Below are 19127 nucleotides of genomic sequence, written 5' to 3' on the forward strand. Positions count from 1 at the left end.
GCAAGGCGGGTCCTTTCTGGGGGAGTCTGCATGCGTCCTACGCTACAAATTTCTGTTTTCCTGCTGAGTAGCCTTGTGGCGTTGGGCGGTTGTAAGATTGTTAAGAATGCCGATCCGGCCGAGGCTGGGCAGGCTGAGGAAGCGCAAACGGATCAGGCCCGAATGGCCGCTTTAGCCCGAGAGATTTGGGAGCCGCAGGTTTTGCCTGCCGTTGCTGATCTGCTGGCCCCGCTTGCCGACGTGCGCGCAGCGCTTGCACAAGATGTCGACGCTGCTGGTGCCAAATATGGTTACAAGCCGGTGGGCGAAGCCAGCGCATGGAATTTTGGCGTGACGGGCACCGGGGTGATCGTCGAGACAAAGATGAAAAGCCGCGCGGCGAAGCTGCAGGTTGACACGGTTGGCGACGGCAAACCGGATGTGACCATCCAGCTGGGCCCAATCATTCGTGGCACGGCCCTGCGCGACGCGATGTCATTCCTGAGCTTTACCGATTTCCGTGATCAGATCGAATTTGCAAAGCTGGCTGGCGGGTTAAACGCGATGGCCCATGAAAACCTGATGATACCGACCGAAGACCCGATTGGGAAAACAGTCAGTTTCGCGGGTATTTATACGTTCAAGGACGTTGAAAGCCGTCCCGAAATTGTCCCCACCACTCTCACTTTTGGTGCGCCATGACCGCCCATGAAATCGGCCTTTCTATCCGTAACGGGACCAAGGTTTATCCCGGAACGGTTGCGCTAAAGGCGGCGGATTTCGACCTGCACATGGGGGCGGTGAACGTCCTTGTTGGGGAAAATGGCGCTGGCAAATCCACGATGATGAAGGTCATTGCCGGTGTTGAACAACTGACCGAAGGCAAGATTATTATTGATGGCCAAGAAGTTACTTTTCGCACCACAGAAGAGGCGGCGCGCAACGGTATCGGTATTGTGTTTCAGGAACTGAACCTGTTTCCCAATATGACCGTCGCCGAAAACATCTTTGTGGCCCGCGAAAAGACCCGTGGTGGTATTGATATCGACAAGGCCACGCAGCGGGCTAGAACCCGTGAGCTGATGATCCAGCTTGAGCAGGATATCGACCCCGATGATCTGGTCGGTGATCTGCGTGTCGGCCAGCAACAGATCGTTGAAATTGCCAAATCACTGGCCCATGACGCCCGGATTCTGATTTTGGATGAACCGACCTCGGCCCTGTCCGCCGCCGAGGTCGAGATACTTTTCAGGGTTATTGCGGACCTAAAAAAACGCGGCGTTGGGCTGGTCTATATTTCGCACCGGCTAGAGGAACTGATCCAGATCGGCGACTATATCACCGTGCTGCGCGATGGTGTGATCACCGGCGCGCGGTCGATGGAAGGCGTGGATGTCGATTGGATCGTCCACAATATGATCGGCGAAAGTGGCAAGGATTTCGCCAAAGAGATTGATCACCCCTTTGGCGACGAAGTGTTCAGCGCCGAGCATGTGTCCCTGCCAGGTGCGGGCGGTGATCTGGTCGTCGACGATGTATCCATGTCACTGCGCAAAGGTGAAATCCTGGGCGTCTATGGGCTGATGGGGGCGGGCCGATCCGAGTTTTTGGAATGTGTTATCGGGCGTCACCGGTATGCCACGGGAAGCTTTGCGATTGATGGCGTGCCCCTAAAAGAAAAAGGCGTTTCGGCACGGATCAGCCGTGGCCTTGCCCTGATCCCCGAGGATCGTAAGAACGATGGGCTGGTACAAATTCTGTCAATCCGCGAAAACATGACGATGTCCAGCCTGTCGCGCTTTACCAAGGCGGTGCATCTTAGCCTTGTGCGCGAAAAGCAGACGGTCGCGGATTTTGTAAAACGTATGACGATCAAAATCGCATCCCCCGAACATGAGGTTTCATCGCTGTCAGGGGGCAACCAGCAAAAGGTGGTGATTGCCAAGGCGCTGATGACCGACCCGAAGGTGCTGCTGATGGACGAGCCATCACGTGGCATCGATATTGGCGCAAAGGCCGAAGTGTTTCGCGTCATGCGCCAGCTGGCCGCCGAAGGGCTGGGCATCATTTTTGTCACCTCTGATCTGGACGAGGTTATGTCGCTGTCTGATCGTATTCTTGTCATGTCAAACGGCCGTATCACCGGTGAATTCACCCGCGACGAGGCAACCAATGCCAAGCTTATCGAAGCCTCTGCGGTCGGGCACAAAACAGAACATAAAAGTAAGGAATCCGTCTGATGACTGATCAAACCACCAACATGCCATCTTGGTCAGGATCGGATGCATTGCTTTTGCTGCTCAAGGCGCGGACGTTCATCGCACTGATTTTGGTCTTTGTGTTTTTCGCGCTGCATGCGCCAAACTTCATGTCCACCGCCAATATGGTGATCATGTCGAAACACGTGGCATTGAACGCGTTTTTGGCGATTGGCATGACCTTTGTCATTGTGTCGGGGGGGATCGACCTTTCGGTCGGGTCCATCGTGGGGCTTTGCGGGATGGTCGCTGGCTATCTTGTGCTGAACGGGATCGATGTCGGGCTTGGGTGGTCAATCCAGTTTAACACGTTCGAGATCTGCCTTTTGGTGATCCTTGTGGGGGTTGCGATTGGGGCCTTGAACGGGTTCTTGATCACGCAACTGAACGTGGCCCCCTTTATTGCAACGCTGGGCACGCTTTATGTGGCGCGCGGTGCAGCGATGCTTAGCTCGGATGGGCGCACCTTTCCGAACCTGAATGGCAATCCTGAATACGGCTCGGACACCTTCCGCTGGATCGGCACGGGCGACATTTTCGGTATTCCGTTTTCGATTGCGCTGCTGATCGTTGTTGGATGTCTTGCCGGATATATCGCTGCGCGGACGCCGTTGGGCCGGCACATCTATGCGGTGGGCGGCAATGAACGCGCGGCCGGTTTGTCGGGGATCAAAGTCAACCGCACCAAGTATTTCGTCTATATTTTCTCCGGCTTCTGTGCCGCTTTGGTCGGGCTTATCATCTCGTCCCAGCTGGTGGCGGCACATCCCGCGACAGGCGACACGTTCGAGCTGAACGCCATTGCGGCGGCAGTTCTGGGCGGCACGTCAATGTCTGGCGGGCGCGGGCGCATCATTGGAACGATTATCGGGGCTTTCGTGATCGGGGTGCTTTCGGACGGGCTGGTGATGATGGGGGTTTCGTCATTCTGGCAAACCGTCATCAAGGGCCTTGTGATCATTGCGGCTGTGGTTATCGACCAAGCCCAGCAAAAGGTTCAGGCCCGTGTTGTGCTGCGTGCCCAAGCGGCCATGGATAAATAGGGGGTTCGGATGAAGGGTGCATTGATCGGATGTGGGTTCTTCGCGCAAAACCAACTACATGCATGGCGTGATATCGACGGGGTCGAAATCGTCGCCCTGTGTGATCAAGACGCCGGGCGGCTCGCGCAATCGGCTGCGGATTTTAATATAACGCGTACCCATGCGGATGCCGCTGAAATGTTCGCCGTGGGCGGGTTCGATTTTGTCGATATTGCCACCACTGTGCCATCGCATTTGCCGCTGGTGAAAATGGCCGCAGAAGCTGGCGTTCACATTATCTGCCAAAAGCCCTTTGCCGATAATCTGGCGGATGCGCGCGCAATGGTGGCCGCTGCGGATGCCGCGCAAAAGACGCTCATGGTGCACGAGAATTTCCGCTGGCAATCGGCGATTCAAGCGGCGCTTTATGTCGTGAAATCCGGATCGATTGGGGATCCGTTCTTTGGCCGTTTCAGTTTCCGCTCCGGCTATGATGTGTTTTCCGGTCAGCCCTATCTGGCGGAAGGGGCGCGTTTCATCATCGAAGATCTGGGCATTCACATTCTCGATATTGCCCGCGCCTTTCTGGGGGATGCCGACCGCATTGCTGCAACAACGAAACGCGTGAACCCCAATATCAAGGGCGAGGACGTGGCGACGATGTTGTTGACCCATGCGGGCGGAGCGACAAGCGTCGTGGATTGTTCTTACGCCACCCGCCGCACGCCTGAGACTTTCCCGGAAACTTTGCTGGAGATTGACGGCACCGAAGGGACGGCCCGCTTGGATGCGGGGTATCAGTTGTCGGTGACCGGTAAGGAAACGCATAGCGTGGATGTGAACCCGCCCGTGCTGTCTTGGGCTGAAAAACCATGGCACAATATCCAAGAAAGCGTACTGACGATCCAACAGCACTTTGTCGATTGCGTGGCCAAGGGCCGCGCGCCGCAAACATCGGGGGCAGACAACCTGCAAACGCTAGCACTGGTCGAAGCGGCCTATCTGTCCGCCGCTGAGGGCAGGACAGTGCGGCTGTCGGAACATTGAGCCGGAACACACTCTTGTTCGGGACGGACCAGCCTGCGGTGACCGGCACGCCGCTGGCCTGCGCGCCATGGGCCTTCACGCTTGAGGCAGGCAGCTTGCGGCATATCAAGCTGAACGGGACAGAGGCAATCCGCAGTATTGCGTTTCTGGTCAGGGATCGTGATTGGGGCACCTTGGTGCCGCAAATTCAGGATGAGGTCATCAGCCAGACCGACGCTGGCCTGCGTATCGCCTATACCGCAACTTACACAAACGGACCGGCGCAGTTGATCGTTGATATCGAGGTTGAGGTCACTGCCGGGCAGCTATCCATGCGCGCAGATGGTATCACAAAGGGTGATTTTGAAACCAACCGCGCGGGCTTTACGGTTTTGCATCCAATTGATGGCGTGGCGGGGCAGCCCGTGCATGTGGGTCATAGTGATGGCACGCTGGAAGAAACGACATTCCCAATGCTGATAGAGCCATGGCAACCGTTTATGGATATCGCGTCTTTGACCCACACGGTTGGCGATTATTCAGTAACCTGCCGGTTAGAGGGCGATACGTTTGAGATGGAAGACCAGCGGCAGTGGGGGGATGCGTCTTACAAGACGTATAACCGCCCGCTTGCGAAACCTTGGCCCTATCAGATCACCGAGGGGGACGGGCTGGCACAATCTGTTGTTCTAAGCATCGGCGCGCCGTTGCCCTATGCGCGATCCCGGCCAGAGCCGCAGACATCAAGCGAGGCCATTTTTCCAGATATGGCGTTGGTGGTAACACCGGAGGATGCGCGCCGACTTGCCGGGTCGCCTAGCGATCTGGCAGGGGTGAACCCGCAGCGGTTGCTGTGCCATCTGGACATGGAGTTGGGCGGCCTAGAGGCCCAGATACAGGCTTTTGCGACGGCGCAATCTGCATGCCCCGATGTCCTGTTTGACCTTGAGCTTATTCTGGCCTGCGCCGACACGCCTGCGGCCGAACTCGGTGCTGTGGCGGCTCATATACAGGCGTTTGGGCTGGTCCCGGCCAGCGTGACGGTTTGCCCGTCCGCTGACCGGCAATCGACGCCGCCGGGATCGGACTGGCCGGATTGCCCACCGCTGGAAGACATCCACCGTGCGGCGGCTGACGCCTTTCCCGATGTCATGCTGGGCGGTGGCATGGTCAGCTTTTTCCCCGAGTTGAACCGTAAACGCCCGCCACTGAAGATGCTGGACTTCGTCAGCCACGGGCTATGCCCGATTGTCCATGCTGCGGATGATATCTCGGTGATGGAAACCTTGGAAACGATCCCTCATATCACCCGATCTGCACGGGCGATTTTCGACGATATGCAGTACCGTATTGGCCCGGCGACGATTGCGATGCGCCAAAACCCTTATGGCAACCGCGTGATCCCGAACCCCGATGCGCAGCGTGTTTGCATGACTGATGACGACCCGCGCCATCGTGGCCAATTTGGCGCGGCCTATGTTATGGGGCTTGCCACTGCGTTGGCCGCTGCGAACGTCGCGGTCTGGACACCGGCGGCAATATACGGCCCGCGCGGTATCGGGTTCGTAGGGACGACAGGGCAGTCGGATTGGCCCATCACGCAGGCATTGGCAATGCTGGCATCGCTTGCGGGACAAGTGGTAAAAGGCGCACAGATCAGCGACGGTATTGCGAAACTGTCAGTTGGCACCACTGTTATCACAGCCAACCTTACGCCCGAAGATAACGGTGATCTCAGCCCGTTTGAATGGCGCGCCGTAGATTAGGCTAGCAACTAGGTCTGGTTTGCGGATGAGAACTTGGAATCGGCACGGCTTAGGTGCGCTTCCAATGCGTGTTCCGTGCCGTCTTCGTCGTTGGCCTTCAGGCACTTCACGATAACCGCATGTTCGCTAAGCGTCGTTTCTTCGCGCCCAGACCACAAAAGCAGCGAGGCGTGATATTCGAACAACCAGGTCAGCATCATTTCGGTGATGGCTTTGATCAGCGGGTTTCCGGTGATTTCAGCAAGCCGCGTGTGAAAGGCAATATCGGCCTTCATAAAGGCCTCAGCGTCGCCAAGTTGCGCGCGCTGAAGCTCGATCAGCTCGGTCAGGTCGGCGGCGTCCTTCGAGGTGCATTTAGCAGCTGCAAGCCGCGCTGTGCCCCGTTCTAAAATGTGCCGGATGACTTTGAGATGTTCGATATTTGCCGGCTCGCTCGACAGTAGCAGTTTGGCGATGTCATCCAATTGGCTGAACGCAACCCCGGCAGTAAGCGCGTTGACGCGGCTACGACCGCCATGGGTAATGGTGATCAAACCCTTGCTTTGCATGGCTTGCAACGCTTCGCGTACCGCGGGGCGTCCCACGCCAAACCGTTCCATCAAGGTTCGTTCTGACGGCACGAAATCACCGGGCGCAAGCTCACCGCTTGCCACCAGTTCGCGCAGCCGTTCAAAAACCTGATCAGACAGCTTCAGCCGGACGATCTTGCGGTCCTGTTCACCTTCTTTGCTCATGTCGTGCCGTTTCCCAGTTAGGATGTACGGCAACTGTAAGACTTATTTACTGGTGCTACAAGTGGATTGCTTGGCCGCTTTAGGTGATCCGTTCGATGCTGGCGGCGATCTCGTCTGGTTCGAACACGCGCTTCCAATCATCGCGCATCAACACGGGCTTTCCGAACTCGATTGCCTTGTTGCATGCGTCTGAAAATACGCCGTCGACCTCTTCAAAGATGACCGCGCCCAGAATGTTCATATGGCCCAGCAGGAAATCGCGCGCAGCCTCTTTGGGAACCCCACGATCCACCACTTCGTCCATGGCCTCGCGCATGATGTCGAGAAGCGATGCACAGACGGTTTCGGACAGACCCGGTTCGAGCAGCGCCATTTGCTCAACAGTCACCCTGTGGGACCGCGCGACGGGTGCATAGATCGCTTTGCCTACGGCTTCGCCCAAGGCATAATCCGCCTCGGGGCCCTGCATAAGAGCGTTTACAATACCTTGCTGTGCAGCCACCCCGCCAAAGTAATCCTTGCGGCCGGCCTCGGTTTTTTCATCGTTAAAGATCGGGGGATGGCACGGGTGGCTGACGAAATAGGTAACATCATCACGCTTGGGCAGGTGGCCCGCAAAGGGGGCAGCGGCATCAAGGCAGATGATCATGGCACCGGATTTCACCTTGTCTATGATGCCCGCAGTCACCTTGCCGATGGCGGTATCCGGCACGGCCAAAACGATCACATCGGCATCTTCGAGCGCGATATCGGGGTCTTGGCAGTCAAAGCCCAACTCGGTCTTCAGTCGCTCTTTTCCGATGTCGGAAACCTCGACATGGACGGTGTGAAAATCCGTCGCAGCAAGGTTGCGCGACAGACGAACCCCCATTTTTCCGCCAGCCCCAAATAATGCGATTTTCGTCACGCTCGTTCTCCCAAAGATATCATTCGCACCAATTTTATGGTGAATTAGTAGCTGGTATAATAAGGTACTAAGCACACCGGTAAGTCAAGGGCACCCGCAACAAAATGCAATGGTTAGATCGCGCCCAACCTCAAAGGGCGGGGCGGGATCATTCCGAGGAGATGATTTTGGACTTTCTTTCGGTAAACGCGCAGTTGTGCATCGCTTTCGCGTCGGGGCGCTGGCACGCCTATATCACCAACGGTATGAGCGCAGGTCGTCGTGATTAACCAAGGAGGGGTGAGTTTGATTTCGGCTGCCCGCAGCGTTCGAGCCAACAGGTCAGCGCAGTTGTGTCTTCCGGCTGGTGCAGCCCGTTTTCCCCCGCATCGCGGGCGAGCCTTTATAGCGGTCCCGGATTTTTTGCGCGGCGCAGACGCATAGTTTGAAAACCAGCGCCGCGATGATGGCCGCAACGGCACCGCCAAGCCAAAACATCAGCAATCCCAGCCATATAGGTTGGTTGATCGCGAAAATGCCACTGACGACAGCGCCACAAGCATATCCGATTGCGAGAAGTATAACGAGCCTGTCCACTAGTACTAACTATCCACCATTACTGATTTACGCGTTACGCACCCAGCGTGATCCGGCGGAAACCATTCGCCGGATTAAGCAGTCAAATTCTCTTGCGAGCGAGTCATTGATCGCGCCAGCCGCGAAAGCGGACAGCGCAAACCTATCAGTCCAATAACCCTGATGAGAGGTGACGCGAAATTTATGACTGCCCTTATTTTACTATTTTCTTGGTCTGACTGTTAACAGCTTCACACAAAAGCGCCACAGGGGTATATTTTCGCATAAATAGCACTACATTCAACCCATAATAGAAGTGCTGAGCGGGCCATAGGTGGCTTTCCGCCTGCATCTGGGCACGCAAGCAAAAGACGTCGGAGTGCGGGACTGCACGGCAAATGAAAGCGGGCTGAAAGTTGCCACGTTGCTGTCGAACCCTGCGGCAACTTTGAGGGTACATTTAACCGTGAACTCCAGCCAATGCGGGAGTTTATCGGGGTTTTGACGCTGAACTGGGGCCTATGACCGTTTCACAAATAATTCTGTTGAGGTTCAACCGGACATTTGTCAGGATCATTCTACGGGAGTAACATTCGTCGGGATTGCTGGCGAACTGGACGGGCCAAACCAAGGCACGTCGATTGATGAAATCAATGGGAGGAAGACATGACAAAAGAGAATATGAAGCTGAACCGCCGGTCCATGTTGCGCGGCGCGGCTGTTGCCGCCGTCGCATCGCCGGCACTTGTTGGCAAGGCAATTGCAGCGGGCGAAGTGACTTGGCGCGTTCAGGCGCATTGGCCCAAAGCATCCAGTTCCTTTACCGCCAGCCTAGGCGTCGTTGCCGCGCAGCTTGAGGAGAAAACCGAAGGCGCGTTCAAGCTGGAACTGCTGGGCGCGGGTGAATTCGCCAAAGGGCCTGACATCTATAACATCGTGCGCAAGGGCGTTGTACCGATGGGCACGATCAGCCCGTCCTATATCTCGGATCAGGCCGAAGCCGCGACATTTGCCTATGGCATCCCGGGCACCCTGCGCCAAGCGTGGGAAATGGAACACGCGATCAAGAACCTTGGCGTCGAGGCGCTGGTGAACGAGGACCTGAACGCTGACGGCGTGCATATGATGTGCGAAAAAGTTCTGCCGACGGAAATGGTTCTGTCCAAAAAGATCGAATCTGCCGCCGACTTCCAAGGCCTCAAGATCCGGTCCTCTGGCGCGATGCTGGATTATCTGGCCGCTGCCGGTGCGGCACCGCAATACATCCCCGGATCAGAGCTGTATCAATCGCTCAGTTCTGGTGTCGTGGACGGTGCACATTGGGGTGCTGCCATTGGGGCGCAATCCATGTCTCTGTGGGAAGTGTGTAAATACCACTACAAACCGGTTCTGGCGCAAACAACCGACGCGTTCATCCTGAACCAAGACGCGCTTGAGGGGCTGCCGGACGATCTGCGCAGCGCCTTGGTTGATACGATCACAACGCGGTTCTTCCTGCGGTCGGCCGAGTATCAACATTTTGAAGCGATTGCGCTGACCGAAGGCGTGGCCAATGATGGCGTCGAAGTGATGACCCTGCCGGATGATGTGTTGGAAATGCTCGCGACGGCCTCGGCTCAGATCCTTGAGACCGAAGGCCAGAAGGGCGAGAAAGCCGCAAAGGCAGCTGACATCTATCGCACGCTGATGAAGGATATGGGCTACGCCTAAGCCCCGTTTCCTGTAGCTTTGAAAAATAGGGCGGCGCGCATGTGGTGCGCCGCCCCCTTTTCGCACTAAAGGAGCATGCCGCCATGATGCAACTGGCCCGTACTATTACGCGTGTGAACCAATTTATCGGGCGATGGGTGTCGCTGGGTGTCTTGGTGATTTTTGTCCTGCTTCTGGCCGATGTCGTGATGCGATATCTGGTGGGAAGCCCGACAATCTGGACAGCAGAATTGGCCACCTTGATCTTTGGTGTCTACGCGATCATCGGCGGCGGCTATCTGCTGACCGAGCGCGGGCATGTGAACGTCGATATCTTTTATGGCCGTATGTCACGCAGACGCAGGGCGTCCGTCGATATCCTGACATGGCCGCTGTTTTTGCTGTTTGTGGGCGTGTTGCTTTGGCAAGGCTGGGACATCGCATCCGAGGCGATTGCCGATATGGAGCGGTCAAATTCCGTCTGGAAGGCCCCGCTGTGGCCGACCAAGGCGTTGATCCCCGTCGCCGCCATTCTGCTGCTGTTGCAGGGCATCGTGCGCCTGTGGTCGGACATCCGCGTGCTGCGGGGCCTGCCGATCCCCGAAGATGTTTTTGGCAAACCCGGTGATCCGGACCGAGATGAAATAAATACTCAGGAGAAGCAAAAATGAGCGTCGAACTCCTTACCTTGCTGTTTTTCGGCGCATTGCTGTTGTTTTTGATGCTGGGAACGCCGCTGGCCTTTGTGCTGGGCGGTGTTTCGGTGGTGTTTTTGTACTTTGAGATGGGCACAATCGGTTTCTATCTGCTGGCCTCCAAGATGTGGGAGACGATGCAATCACCGACCCTGATGGCGGTGCCGCTTTTCGTGTTCATGGCGATTTTGCTGGAAAAATCGGGGGTCGCGAATGACCTCTACGATATGATGCACCAATGGTTTGGTGGCCTGCGCGGCGGCTTGGCCATTGGGACGGTTCTGATTTGCGTGATCTTTGCCGCCATGTCGGGGATCTCCGGTGCGGCCGTGGTCACGATGGGCACCATCGCGCTGCCCAAAATGCTTGAGCGAGGGTATGATAAAAAGCTCGCCCTCGGGGCCATTAACGCGGGGGGCGGATGGGGCATCCTGATCCCGCCCTCGATCCTGATGGTGCTCTATTCGCTGCTGACCGAAGTATCGGTTGGCCGTCTCTTTGCGGCGGGCATCGGGCCGGGTTTGACCCTGTTCGTGCTGGTCTCGCTTTACATCGGTGGGCGTTGCTGGCTTCAACCGCATCTGGGGCCAGCGTTGCCCGTTGAGGAACGCGCCGATTGGTCGCAAAAGATCAAATCGCTCAAGGCGGTGATCCTGCCGATCATGATTGTGGTGATTGTTCTTGGCGCGATCTTTGGCGGTTTTGCTACCCCGACAGAGGCTGCAGCCATTGGTGTGTTCGGCTCGCTTGTGGCGACTTTGATCAATGGGCAGCTGACCTGGCAGGTGTTGCATGATGCCTCGATCGCCACACTCAAGCTGACTGCCTTGGTGATGTGGATCTTGTTCGCGGCACATGCGTTTTCGACGGCTTATACCGCCTTGGGGGCGCAAAGCCTGATCTCTGATCTGATGAGCTATATTCCCGGCGGTCGTTGGGGCGCGTTGTTCTTTATGCTGGTCTTGCTGTTCTTCTTTGGCATGGTTCTGGACCCTGTCGGCATTATGTTGATCACCTTGCCGGTGTTCTTGCCAATTGTGCATGGTGCGGGGTTTGACCCGATCTGGTTCGGCATCTTGTTCATCATCATGATGGAGGTCGGATATATGACGCCGCCCTTTGGCTTTAACCTGTTCTACCTCAAGGGGGTGGCCCCGCCTGATGTCACCATGGGCGACATCTATGCGTCAGTATTCCCCTATGTCGTGGTGACGTTGATCGGGGTCGCGCTGATCATCCTGTTCCCCGAGATCGCATTGTATTTCCCAAGGCTGTTCTACGGCTGATCTTGGGCAAATGCTTTTGAGACAGAAAACGCCGGCCCTTTATCAAAAGGGCCGGCGTTTTTTATGTGATCTCAGGCGACGTCCACGCCACTGGGCAAGAACCTGTGCCAGTCGGGATGTCGTCCTGCGGCATAACCCATGCCGATCTTGACCCAGTCGATACCGCCAGAGTGATAGGACGTAGCGGTGCCCGTAGCGCCATAGCGTATCTCACGGGTGCCTTCCTCGAATGCGTCGAGGGACTGCGCCCAGACCTCTCCCTCCCAATGCAGGGTCATCTGGCGGCGCAGCGGTTCGTATTCTGCGGTAAACAACGTGCCAAACCCTTCGGCATAGCGATCCTGTTTTAGCGGCGCTTGGGTAAACCGGCCGACAAGGGTGGCGGGAGGAGCCCCTTCGGACAAGACGCCATTCAGATGCTTTGACCGTTCAAACGTACGGGTAAAGGTGCCGCGATCTGGCATGCTGCCATCGGTCTGGTGATTGGTGGAAATAAGGCGCGGCTGCACCTTTGCGCCGCCGCCTGCATACATCTCTACGCTCGCCGCCGCACCCGATGCATCGGCCACGACCACGTTATAGGGCATGTGCGATGGTACGCGTTGCAAGACCCGCAACGCTTGGGGGACAGTCTCGCAGGTCTCAAGCACGTAGCGTAGGATCGTGGTGATGCCAAAACCGCGCCCGGTTTCCTGCCGCCCACCATAGGCCAGCGCGATGCTAAGGCCCGCGTCATTGATCCCGTCGGATAATCCCCACAGGAATTCCACCATGCCCATGACGCGCCGACCGGTCCACGCACTGTGCAGCAACAACCCTTCGTTCAGGTCCGGCGACAGATCGTAATTGCGGACAAGGCGGATGTCGTCGCGTGACGTGGCAACCGCCAGCGAACAGCCGCCCAGATAGCTGGGCGGGCACCATGTGGACAGGAACCGCGCCGCGCGGTCCGATCCACCGGCAAGCTGGGTCAGCTTGGCATGCACGGGGACAAGCTTGGGCATATACTTGCGCAATGCGGCCTCGCAGGCGGCGCGGTCGGGGCCGTTGTCGCCGCCACGTGCGGTGAACCATGCCTCGTAAGCGGGCCATGACCGCTGCCAGCGGGCGGCCCATTTGGGGCCGGGGGGTGCTTCGCTAACGGCGTCAAAGGTCAGGGAATGGGTCACGTTATGCGCCTTTCATAGGCAAGTTAAGGAAGAACCGTACCATTTCGGCGCTGGCAACGGGGCCGTCGGGATCGGTGTAGGACCCGGTACTGTCGCCGCCTGACCACGCGTGCCCAAGGCCCGCGATTGTCCAATGCTCCATCACGGCATGGCCGTCGGGGGACAGGGTTGTGCTGCGCGTGAAGCTGCGATTTTTGACGCTGCCATCGTCCACAACTTGTGCGCCTGTTGCTGCGGCTTCTGCAATGCGCTGTCCGTTTGTCACATGCACTGTGGCGTCGGCATCCCCGTGAAACACAATCGAGGGGATCGGTCGCGTTTCGTGACTGCGGGTGCTGCCCGACCCCATCGCAGCAAAGGCGGATGGTACATCATGCGCGGCCTTATAGGGCAGGCCGGAATGCACCCCAATGGCGCTGAACACGTCAGGATGGGTCTGGCCCAAAACAACCGACATTGCCGCACCGGCGGACAGGCCCGCGACGAAAACGCGGCCCTCGGCCACGCCATGATCGGTCTGCATCTTACGCGCCAAACCGGCTAGGATCGCCGGTTCTCCCGCATCGCGTGTTTGGTCACTGGTCGCATACCAGTTCCAACAGGATTGCATATTCGCGCCGCGTGATTGTGCGGGGTACACCACGATCAGACCGTGGGCATCAGCCAACTGGTTCATCCCTGTGCCCTTAGCAAAATCAACGGGCGATTGCTTGCAGCCGTGCAGCATCATGATCATAGCCGCCGGTTTGCGCCCTTTCAGGTCAGGGATGTAAAGCCGGTAGTCGCGGCTGCCTTCGGCACACTCAAAGGTTTCCGCTTCAAAACACGCGCCCGGTGTCAGCGGCGGTTCTGTCACGTCTGCCGCCGTCGTGGCAGATTGCGCCATGCCAGCGTTAAGACTGGCAAGCGTGTCGCGCAGGCTTCGCCCAACCCTCGGTTTCCCAAACGATTTTTTCGAGGACTTGGCCATTTCATCCAACGCGGCCATCCCACCACCCCTCAACGCGGTTTGTATGGTTTTCGTGGCCCCTAAAGGATTCCCGGCGCGGACCAGTTTGGTTGCTTGGCGCAGGGCCGAGGTGAACTTATTTGTCATTTTGGTTTCCTTTGAAACATAAGACAGGGATCAGCTGATCCGCGCGCCAAGGGCTTTCTTGACCTCGGGACTGGCTTGAAGTGCCCCCAGCACATTGATTGAACCGATGGTGGCTAGGGCAAGTTCGGGCGTCACATCGGCCGCGATCCGGGCAAGGCCGACGACCTTGATGTGCAACAGCTCGTTGGCGGCGCGCACGGCCTCAAGATCTGCGGCGGTATAGTCGCGCAGGCCCATTTCCATGGTGTGACGGTCAATCGATTGGGTCACACTATCTGACTGGTGATCCAATTGCTTGCGAATGGCGGTGCGAATGAAATCGCTGCGGTTTGAATAAAACCCTTCCTGCACCAGCAGATCGATCCGGCCCAGATCGACAAAGCCCAGATTGATGGTGATCTTCTCGTTATCTGGCATCTTGTCCCGAAGCTTTGTGACATTACTCATATGTTTCTCCATCCATGTGGATGTTATATGGATGTCTATATCGCGTTTGCAACCCCTGCTTTGGAAACAAGTGTCGCGCTAGGCCAACATCCGCACAGCCATGTGCAGATCATTCCTGAACTGTGCCGTGGCGTCTGCCTTGGCCTGTGGGTCGGCAACCCGCAGCAGATAAGATGGGTGCAGCGTCAGCAGAACGGGCGTGCCGGATGGTGTGGCCTCGACCTTGCCACTACGGTTCAAGATCGCATCGCGGCTGCCTGTCAGTGCCTCGGCGGCGGTGGCCCCCATGCCAAGGATCAGCTTGGGCTGTACCTGTGCGATTTCCGCGTCCAACCACCAGCGGCAGTGATCAATCTCTGACGTGTTGGGCCGCTGATGGATGCGACGTTTGCCATGTGGCGTGAACTTGAAATGTTTCACCGCATTGGTGACATAGGCCTGCGTTCGGTCCAGCCCGGCCTGCGTTGCGATCTGATCAAAAAGCTGCCCAGCCGGGCCGATAAAGGGCCGCCCGCTCAGGTCTTCTTGGTCGCCGGGCTGTTCACCGACGATCATCAGGCCGGCATCCAGCGGTCCTTCGCCCGTTACGGCTTGGGTCGCATTGCAATGCAAAGGGCAGCGCGTGCAGGCGGCGATGGCTGCGGGCAACGCATCCTTCGGGCCATCCCACGCCGATTGATGCGCGGTCAGTTGCGCCTGAATCTGCGCCATGCGGGCAGGGGGCAGGGACGGGGCGGTTTCGGCCATCGCGCGGGCACGGGCCGGGGCATCAGCGATCATCTGGGGGATGAACGCGGCCTCTGGCATGTTCTTCCAGTATTTCTTGGGCATCTCCGATTGCATGGCTTTGACCATCAACCGCGCGGGGTTAAAGATGTTCTGGAAATAGGTGATCCACAGCTGTTCGCTGGCGTCCTCGGGCAAGTTCGGTTTTTCCTGCCCCTCGCTGAAGGTCAGCTTGCCGTTTTCGAACAGGGCGCAGACGTCCGGTGTCAAAATGCGCCAGTCCATATCACTGAACCGTCGTACAAAGAAATCCGCTGTGGGTTCTACCGTGTGATAGGTCGGCTCGAACCACGCGGCAAAGGATCGGCGGGGGGCGTCGGGCTGCCCGATTTCGCGAAAGCGTACGAAAGCCTTCATCTTGTGCTGGCAGCGGTGCACGTTCTTTTCCATCCTGCGCAGGCGTGACAGGTCGGCATCGCCGCGGTCCGTTATCAGATGCGGCGCATCTTTGATCCGCCACAGAAATGCGTAAAGCCGGGCGAAACGTTCGGGATCGCTGTGCCAGACCACGCTGCTGGCCATGCTGATAAAACTGCGCGGCACGGTGACCTGCATGTTTGGCCGCAGGGGCGTATCATCGCCGAACAGATCGGGGGCGGTGGTGGCGTCGCCCCACACGATATCCTCGGGCCGGATACCGGCGGTCAGAAACTGCCGCGCAGCATCACGCCACGCCTGCGCGGTGCCAATCCGAGGCATGACGGCGCGGTGCATCAGAACAGGGCCAGCTGTTCGGGCGGCGGCGCGAAACGCGCGCGCAAGTCGATGCTGTCGGTCAGACCGCCGGGGGACCAGCCGCCGGCTGTGACGAAACTGCGCGCTTTTTTCATCGATGCGCCCATGCGGATCAAATCCTCGTAGCGCAGCGTGCGATGGCGGCGGGTGGACAGGATGCGGGTGACGGTTTTGACCCCGAACCCCGGCACGCGCAACAACATCTCGCGGCTGGCGCGGTTAACGTCCAAAGGGAACACTTCGCGGTGGACAAGCGCCCAGGCGAGCTTGGGATCCATCTCAAGATCGAGGTTCCCGTCGGCCGTTACGGATGTGATTTCGTCCAGTTGGAAATCATAAAAGCGCAGCAACCAATCCGCCTGATATAGCCGATGTTCGCGTTGCAGCGGCGGCCGGATCAGCGGAAGCTTTGACGAGCTATCAGGGATTGGCGAGAAGGCGGAATAATAGACGCGCTTGAGCTTATAGCTGGAGTACAGCCGCGTGGATTGCCCCAGGATCGCAGCATCGTTTGACCCGTCAGCCCCGATGATCATCTGCGTTGACTGTCCTGCAGGGGCAAAACGGGGCGGGCGTTTGCCGCTGTGGGACTTATCCTTGGACACTTCCTTGCGCAGTCGGAAATCGGCCATTGCCTTGCGAATTTGGCCGGGCTTTTTCTCGGGCGCATATTGCTGGACGGCGGCATCGGTCGGCAGTTCGACATTGATCGACAAACGATCCGCCAGCAGTCCGGCCTCGGCAATCAGTTCGGGGGCGGCGTCGGGGATGGTTTTGAGGTGAATATAGCCGCGAAAGTTTTCCTCGTGTCGCAGTTTGCGCGCGATCTGCACCATGTCCGACATGGTGGCATCCGGTGAGCGGATCACGCCCGAGGACAGGAACAACCCTTCGATATAATTGCGGCGGTAGAATTCGATGGTCAGCTTCACGACCTCGTCCACGCTGAACCGTGCGCGGGTCACGTTCGAGGACGCGCGATTGATGCAATAGCTGCAATCATAAATGCAGAAATTGGTCATCAGGATCTTCAATAAACTGATGCAACGCCCGTCGGGCGCGTATGCATGGCAAATGCCGCTGCCCTCGTTCGATCCCAACCCCTTGCCATCGCGCGAGTCGCGTTTCGTCGACCCCGAAGAGGCGCAGGACGCGTCATATTTTGCCGCATCACTCAGAATAGCGAGCTTTTGTTCTACTGTTTGCTTAACCATATGTTCACTATATGTTCTTGCGCCGGTCGTGTCACGCAAATAGGCCACGACGACATGTCGCGGCCTATCAAATCCGGCTCAATTTTCGGTGATTACACTGGGGAAATTACGTTTCTAGGTTTGGGTACACGCGGCGTAAGGTTTCAATCAGCTTTTGGCTGCTGACGGGCTTTTTCACCACGCGGTCATCGGGCCCAAGAAAGCTGATCTGATCCGCATCATAGGCGGTGATGAACACAAACGGGATTTTGCGTTCGCGCAAGATATCGGCGACCGGTTTAGAGGTTTTGTTATTCCCCAAATTCACGTCAAGAAAGGCAATGTCGATGTCGCCTTCGCGCGCCTTGGTTTTCGCGTCTTCAAGGTGAATGGACGGGCCAATGACGTTAAAACCAATATCCTCAAGGATATCCGTCATCTCAAACGCCACAACGACCTCGTCTTCGACGATAAAAATATTCTGCGGTGTATTGCTCATTAGTTTGCCCGGTCTTCCGTATGTTCCGGCATTCTGAGATGCCATTTATATCCGTCAGGCCCGAAATCGGTTATGATTTCTCCGCCTGTCTCCATTTGCAATGCGCGGCCCGTGATAAAGCTGCCAAAACCGGTTTCACTTGGTTTTTCCGCCGCGGGTCCGCCTAGCTCATTCCAGTGGAGCTCTATAACTGAACCCTCCTTGGTATCAGATTGTTCCCATGACAAATTGACGCGCCCCTCGGGTACGGACAGCGCGCCGTATTTCATGGCGTTGGTTGCGAGTTCGTAAAATGCCATCGAGAAGGACAATGCCTGCCGCGAGGGGACCTCGACCTTGGGGCCGCTTAGATCAATGCGGCCGTTTCCGATCGGGTCTAACACATCTGCGGCAACGGCACCGATTTCGGCGCGGTCCCATGAGGTGCCGACCAGTTTGGAATGCGCCAAGGCATAGGCGTTGAGCCGTTGATCAATGGTTTCACGCAACCCGCGCTGAATGCTCATTTTGCGCAAGGACTGGCTGACGATGGATTTGACCACGCTAAAGGCGTTCTTCACGCGGTGGTTCAGTTCGGCAATCAGGATGTTCTGCGCCTCGCGCAGGCGGCGTTCTTCGTCAATGTCGATAAGTGCTACGGAGGCACCGATGCGCGCGCCGTTGGCGTCGACCACCGGTTTGCCGATGATGCGCATCCAGAACCGTGTGCCATCACCGCGTTGGTAATTCACGTCGATTTCGGAATGCGCCTCGCCGTCGCGGATCACGCGTGCGAGTGGATATTCGTGGCTTTCAACCTGACGACCATCCTCGTGAAAGGACACCCAGCCTTGGTAGTTATCGGCATCTTCTGAATGGATAACCGGGTGGCGCACCATCCTTTCGACATGGCTGTTGCCATAGATGATCTGCCCATTTGCGTCGGCCATGATCACGCCGACCGGCACGGTCTCCATCATCGCCTCGAGAAAGATCAGGCGATCGGATTTGCTGTCGGAGTTCTTCTTTGCTGACTCAGCTTCTTTGGCCGCCAATGCGTCTTGCAAGTGCACAAGTTCTGCCGCCATCTCATCAATAGATCTTGTAGGCATTTAAGTCCCCAGGCCCTTTCGCTGTATTTCTTGTGACATAAGGCGCGTTAACGATCTGTCCAACGCTATGATGCGCCTGCGGGTCGAAAACCATCGTTCATTGCCACGTGTTTTGGTTAACCCGCTGAATCAAATTGATATTCAATGGTCCATTTTTTAGCACTACGGTGCGCATTTTCGCCCACACAGACACG

18 protein-coding genes are annotated in these 19127 nt (G+C 57.2%); 8 read left to right on the top strand and 10 right to left on the bottom strand.

The window, feature by feature from the left end; translation table 11 throughout:
* Positions 1 to 30: 30 nt before the first annotated feature.
* Genes BM347_RS07020 through BM347_RS07040 form a run of 5 tightly spaced genes read left to right on the top strand, consistent with a single transcriptional unit; the run spans position 31 to position 6051 of the window.
* A complete protein-coding gene (locus tag BM347_RS07020) occupies positions 31 to 681 on the top strand; it encodes a DUF2291 family protein (RefSeq protein WP_093915728.1) in 651 nt (216 codons plus the stop codon).
* Positions 678 to 2219 (top strand): sugar ABC transporter ATP-binding protein, encoded by a 1542-nt coding sequence (locus tag BM347_RS07025; protein ID WP_093915729.1) that lies wholly within the window; start codon positions 678 to 680, stop codon positions 2217 to 2219. The genes BM347_RS07020 and BM347_RS07025 overlap by 4 nt, the downstream gene beginning before the upstream one ends.
* Positions 2219 to 3280 (top strand): ABC transporter permease, encoded by a 1062-nt coding sequence (locus tag BM347_RS07030; protein ID WP_093915730.1) that lies wholly within the window; start codon positions 2219 to 2221, stop codon positions 3278 to 3280. Before BM347_RS07025 ends, BM347_RS07030 begins: the two co-directional genes overlap by 1 nt.
* Before the next feature lie 9 nt (positions 3281 to 3289).
* Positions 3290 to 4306, top strand: a complete 1017-nt coding sequence (locus BM347_RS07035) for a Gfo/Idh/MocA family protein (RefSeq protein WP_093915731.1) — start codon at positions 3290 to 3292, stop codon at positions 4304 to 4306.
* Complete coding sequence (locus BM347_RS07040; protein WP_093915732.1) at positions 4303 to 6051, top strand: D-apionate lactonase family protein; 1749 nt, start codon at positions 4303 to 4305, stop codon at positions 6049 to 6051. The genes BM347_RS07035 and BM347_RS07040 overlap by 4 nt, the downstream gene beginning before the upstream one ends.
* Positions 6052 to 6059: 8 nt before the next feature.
* On the opposite strand, the gene nanR is transcribed toward BM347_RS07040, so the two are convergent.
* The 3 genes from nanR to BM347_RS17560 form a co-directional block, all read right to left on the bottom strand.
* On the bottom strand, positions 6060 to 6785 hold the full coding sequence (nanR, locus tag BM347_RS07045; protein WP_093915733.1) for a transcriptional regulator NanR: 726 nt from the start codon (positions 6783 to 6785) through the stop codon (positions 6060 to 6062).
* Positions 6786 to 6864: 79 nt separating this feature from the next.
* Positions 6865 to 7692, bottom strand: a complete 828-nt coding sequence (locus BM347_RS07050) for a phosphogluconate dehydrogenase C-terminal domain-containing protein (protein WP_139226459.1) — start codon at positions 7690 to 7692, stop codon at positions 6865 to 6867.
* A 321-nt stretch (positions 7693 to 8013) separates the two neighbouring features.
* A complete protein-coding gene (locus BM347_RS17560; protein WP_175498525.1) occupies positions 8014 to 8169 on the bottom strand; it encodes a hypothetical protein in 156 nt (51 codons plus the stop codon).
* Positions 8170 to 8913: 744 nt separating this feature from the next.
* Between BM347_RS17560 and dctP the strand changes: the two genes are divergently transcribed.
* The 3 genes from dctP (at position 8914) to BM347_RS07065 (ending at position 11917) form a co-directional block, all read left to right on the top strand.
* Positions 8914 to 9957 carry a TRAP transporter substrate-binding protein DctP gene (gene dctP / locus BM347_RS07055; RefSeq protein WP_093915735.1) on the top strand — a complete coding sequence of 348 codons (1044 nt, stop codon included), beginning with the start codon at positions 8914 to 8916 and terminating at the stop codon, positions 9955 to 9957.
* A gap of 83 nt (positions 9958 to 10040) precedes the next feature.
* Positions 10041 to 10607 (top strand): TRAP transporter small permease subunit, encoded by a 567-nt coding sequence (locus BM347_RS07060; RefSeq protein ID WP_093916079.1) that lies wholly within the window; start codon positions 10041 to 10043, stop codon positions 10605 to 10607.
* Positions 10604 to 11917: a TRAP transporter large permease gene (locus BM347_RS07065; protein WP_093915736.1), complete on the top strand. Its 1314-nt coding sequence runs from the start codon at positions 10604 to 10606 to the stop codon at positions 11915 to 11917. The genes BM347_RS07060 and BM347_RS07065 overlap by 4 nt, the downstream gene beginning before the upstream one ends.
* A 71-nt stretch (positions 11918 to 11988) precedes the next feature.
* Here the strand turns inward: BM347_RS07065 and BM347_RS07070 are convergent, their stop codons facing one another.
* The 7 genes from BM347_RS07070 to BM347_RS07100 form a co-directional block, all read right to left on the bottom strand.
* A complete protein-coding gene (locus BM347_RS07070) occupies positions 11989 to 13086 on the bottom strand; it encodes a C45 family autoproteolytic acyltransferase/hydrolase (RefSeq protein WP_093915737.1) in 1098 nt (365 codons plus the stop codon).
* Position 13087: 1 nt separating this feature from the next.
* Entirely contained in the window at positions 13088 to 14182 is a 1095-nt protein-coding gene (locus BM347_RS07075; protein WP_093915738.1) for an extracellular catalytic domain type 1 short-chain-length polyhydroxyalkanoate depolymerase, read from the bottom strand.
* Positions 14183 to 14212: 30 nt separating this feature from the next.
* The gene (locus tag BM347_RS07080) at positions 14213 to 14629 is read right to left on the bottom strand and encodes a CopG family transcriptional regulator (protein WP_093916080.1); all 417 of its coding nucleotides are present in this window, start codon (positions 14627 to 14629) and stop codon (positions 14213 to 14215) included.
* A gap of 78 nt (positions 14630 to 14707) precedes the next feature.
* On the bottom strand, positions 14708 to 16129 hold the full coding sequence (locus tag BM347_RS07085) for a UdgX family uracil-DNA binding protein (protein WP_093915739.1): 1422 nt from the start codon (positions 16127 to 16129) through the stop codon (positions 14708 to 14710).
* The gene (locus tag BM347_RS07090) at positions 16129 to 17364 is read right to left on the bottom strand and encodes a putative DNA modification/repair radical SAM protein (protein WP_093916081.1); all 1236 of its coding nucleotides are present in this window, start codon (positions 17362 to 17364) and stop codon (positions 16129 to 16131) included. Before BM347_RS07090 ends, BM347_RS07085 begins: the two co-directional genes overlap by 1 nt.
* A gap of 106 nt (positions 17365 to 17470) precedes the next feature.
* On the bottom strand, positions 17471 to 17842 hold the full coding sequence (locus tag BM347_RS07095) for a response regulator (protein WP_093915740.1): 372 nt from the start codon (positions 17840 to 17842) through the stop codon (positions 17471 to 17473).
* Complete coding sequence (locus tag BM347_RS07100) at positions 17842 to 18909, bottom strand: HWE histidine kinase domain-containing protein (RefSeq protein WP_245764204.1); 1068 nt, start codon at positions 18907 to 18909, stop codon at positions 17842 to 17844. Before BM347_RS07100 ends, BM347_RS07095 begins: the two co-directional genes overlap by 1 nt.
* Positions 18910 to 19127: the final 218 nt, after the last annotated feature.

This window comes from Sulfitobacter marinus (assembly GCF_900116285.1).
In the GTDB taxonomy this organism is placed as follows: domain Bacteria; phylum Pseudomonadota; class Alphaproteobacteria; order Rhodobacterales; family Rhodobacteraceae; genus Sulfitobacter; species Sulfitobacter marinus.

Coding starts and splice junctions, on each gene's coding strand:
- BM347_RS07020 (WP_093915728.1), top strand. CDS start 31: ATGCGTCCTACGCTACAAATTTCTGTTTTCCTGCTGAGTAGCCTTGTG.
- BM347_RS07025 (WP_093915729.1), top strand. CDS start 678: ATGACCGCCCATGAAATCGGCCTTTCTATCCGTAACGGGACCAAGGTT.
- BM347_RS07030 (WP_093915730.1), top strand. CDS start 2,219: ATGACTGATCAAACCACCAACATGCCATCTTGGTCAGGATCGGATGCA.
- BM347_RS07035 (WP_093915731.1), top strand. CDS start 3,290: ATGAAGGGTGCATTGATCGGATGTGGGTTCTTCGCGCAAAACCAACTA.
- nanR (WP_093915733.1), bottom strand. CDS start 6,785: ATGAGCAAAGAAGGTGAACAGGACCGCAAGATCGTCCGGCTGAAGCTG.
- BM347_RS17560 (WP_175498525.1), bottom strand. CDS start 8,169: ATGTTTTGGCTTGGCGGTGCCGTTGCGGCCATCATCGCGGCGCTGGTT.
- dctP (WP_093915735.1), top strand. CDS start 8,914: ATGACAAAAGAGAATATGAAGCTGAACCGCCGGTCCATGTTGCGCGGC.
- BM347_RS07060 (WP_093916079.1), top strand. CDS start 10,041: ATGATGCAACTGGCCCGTACTATTACGCGTGTGAACCAATTTATCGGG.
- BM347_RS07065 (WP_093915736.1), top strand. CDS start 10,604: ATGAGCGTCGAACTCCTTACCTTGCTGTTTTTCGGCGCATTGCTGTTG.
- BM347_RS07075 (WP_093915738.1), bottom strand. CDS start 14,182: ATGACAAATAAGTTCACCTCGGCCCTGCGCCAAGCAACCAAACTGGTC.
- BM347_RS07080 (WP_093916080.1), bottom strand. CDS start 14,629: ATGAGTAATGTCACAAAGCTTCGGGACAAGATGCCAGATAACGAGAAG.
- BM347_RS07085 (WP_093915739.1), bottom strand. CDS start 16,129: ATGCACCGCGCCGTCATGCCTCGGATTGGCACCGCGCAGGCGTGGCGT.
- BM347_RS07090 (WP_093916081.1), bottom strand. CDS start 17,364: ATGGTTAAGCAAACAGTAGAACAAAAGCTCGCTATTCTGAGTGATGCG.
- BM347_RS07095 (WP_093915740.1), bottom strand. CDS start 17,842: ATGAGCAATACACCGCAGAATATTTTTATCGTCGAAGACGAGGTCGTT.
- BM347_RS07100 (WP_245764204.1), bottom strand. CDS start 18,909: ATGGCGGCAGAACTTGTGCACTTGCAAGACGCATTGGCGGCCAAAGAA.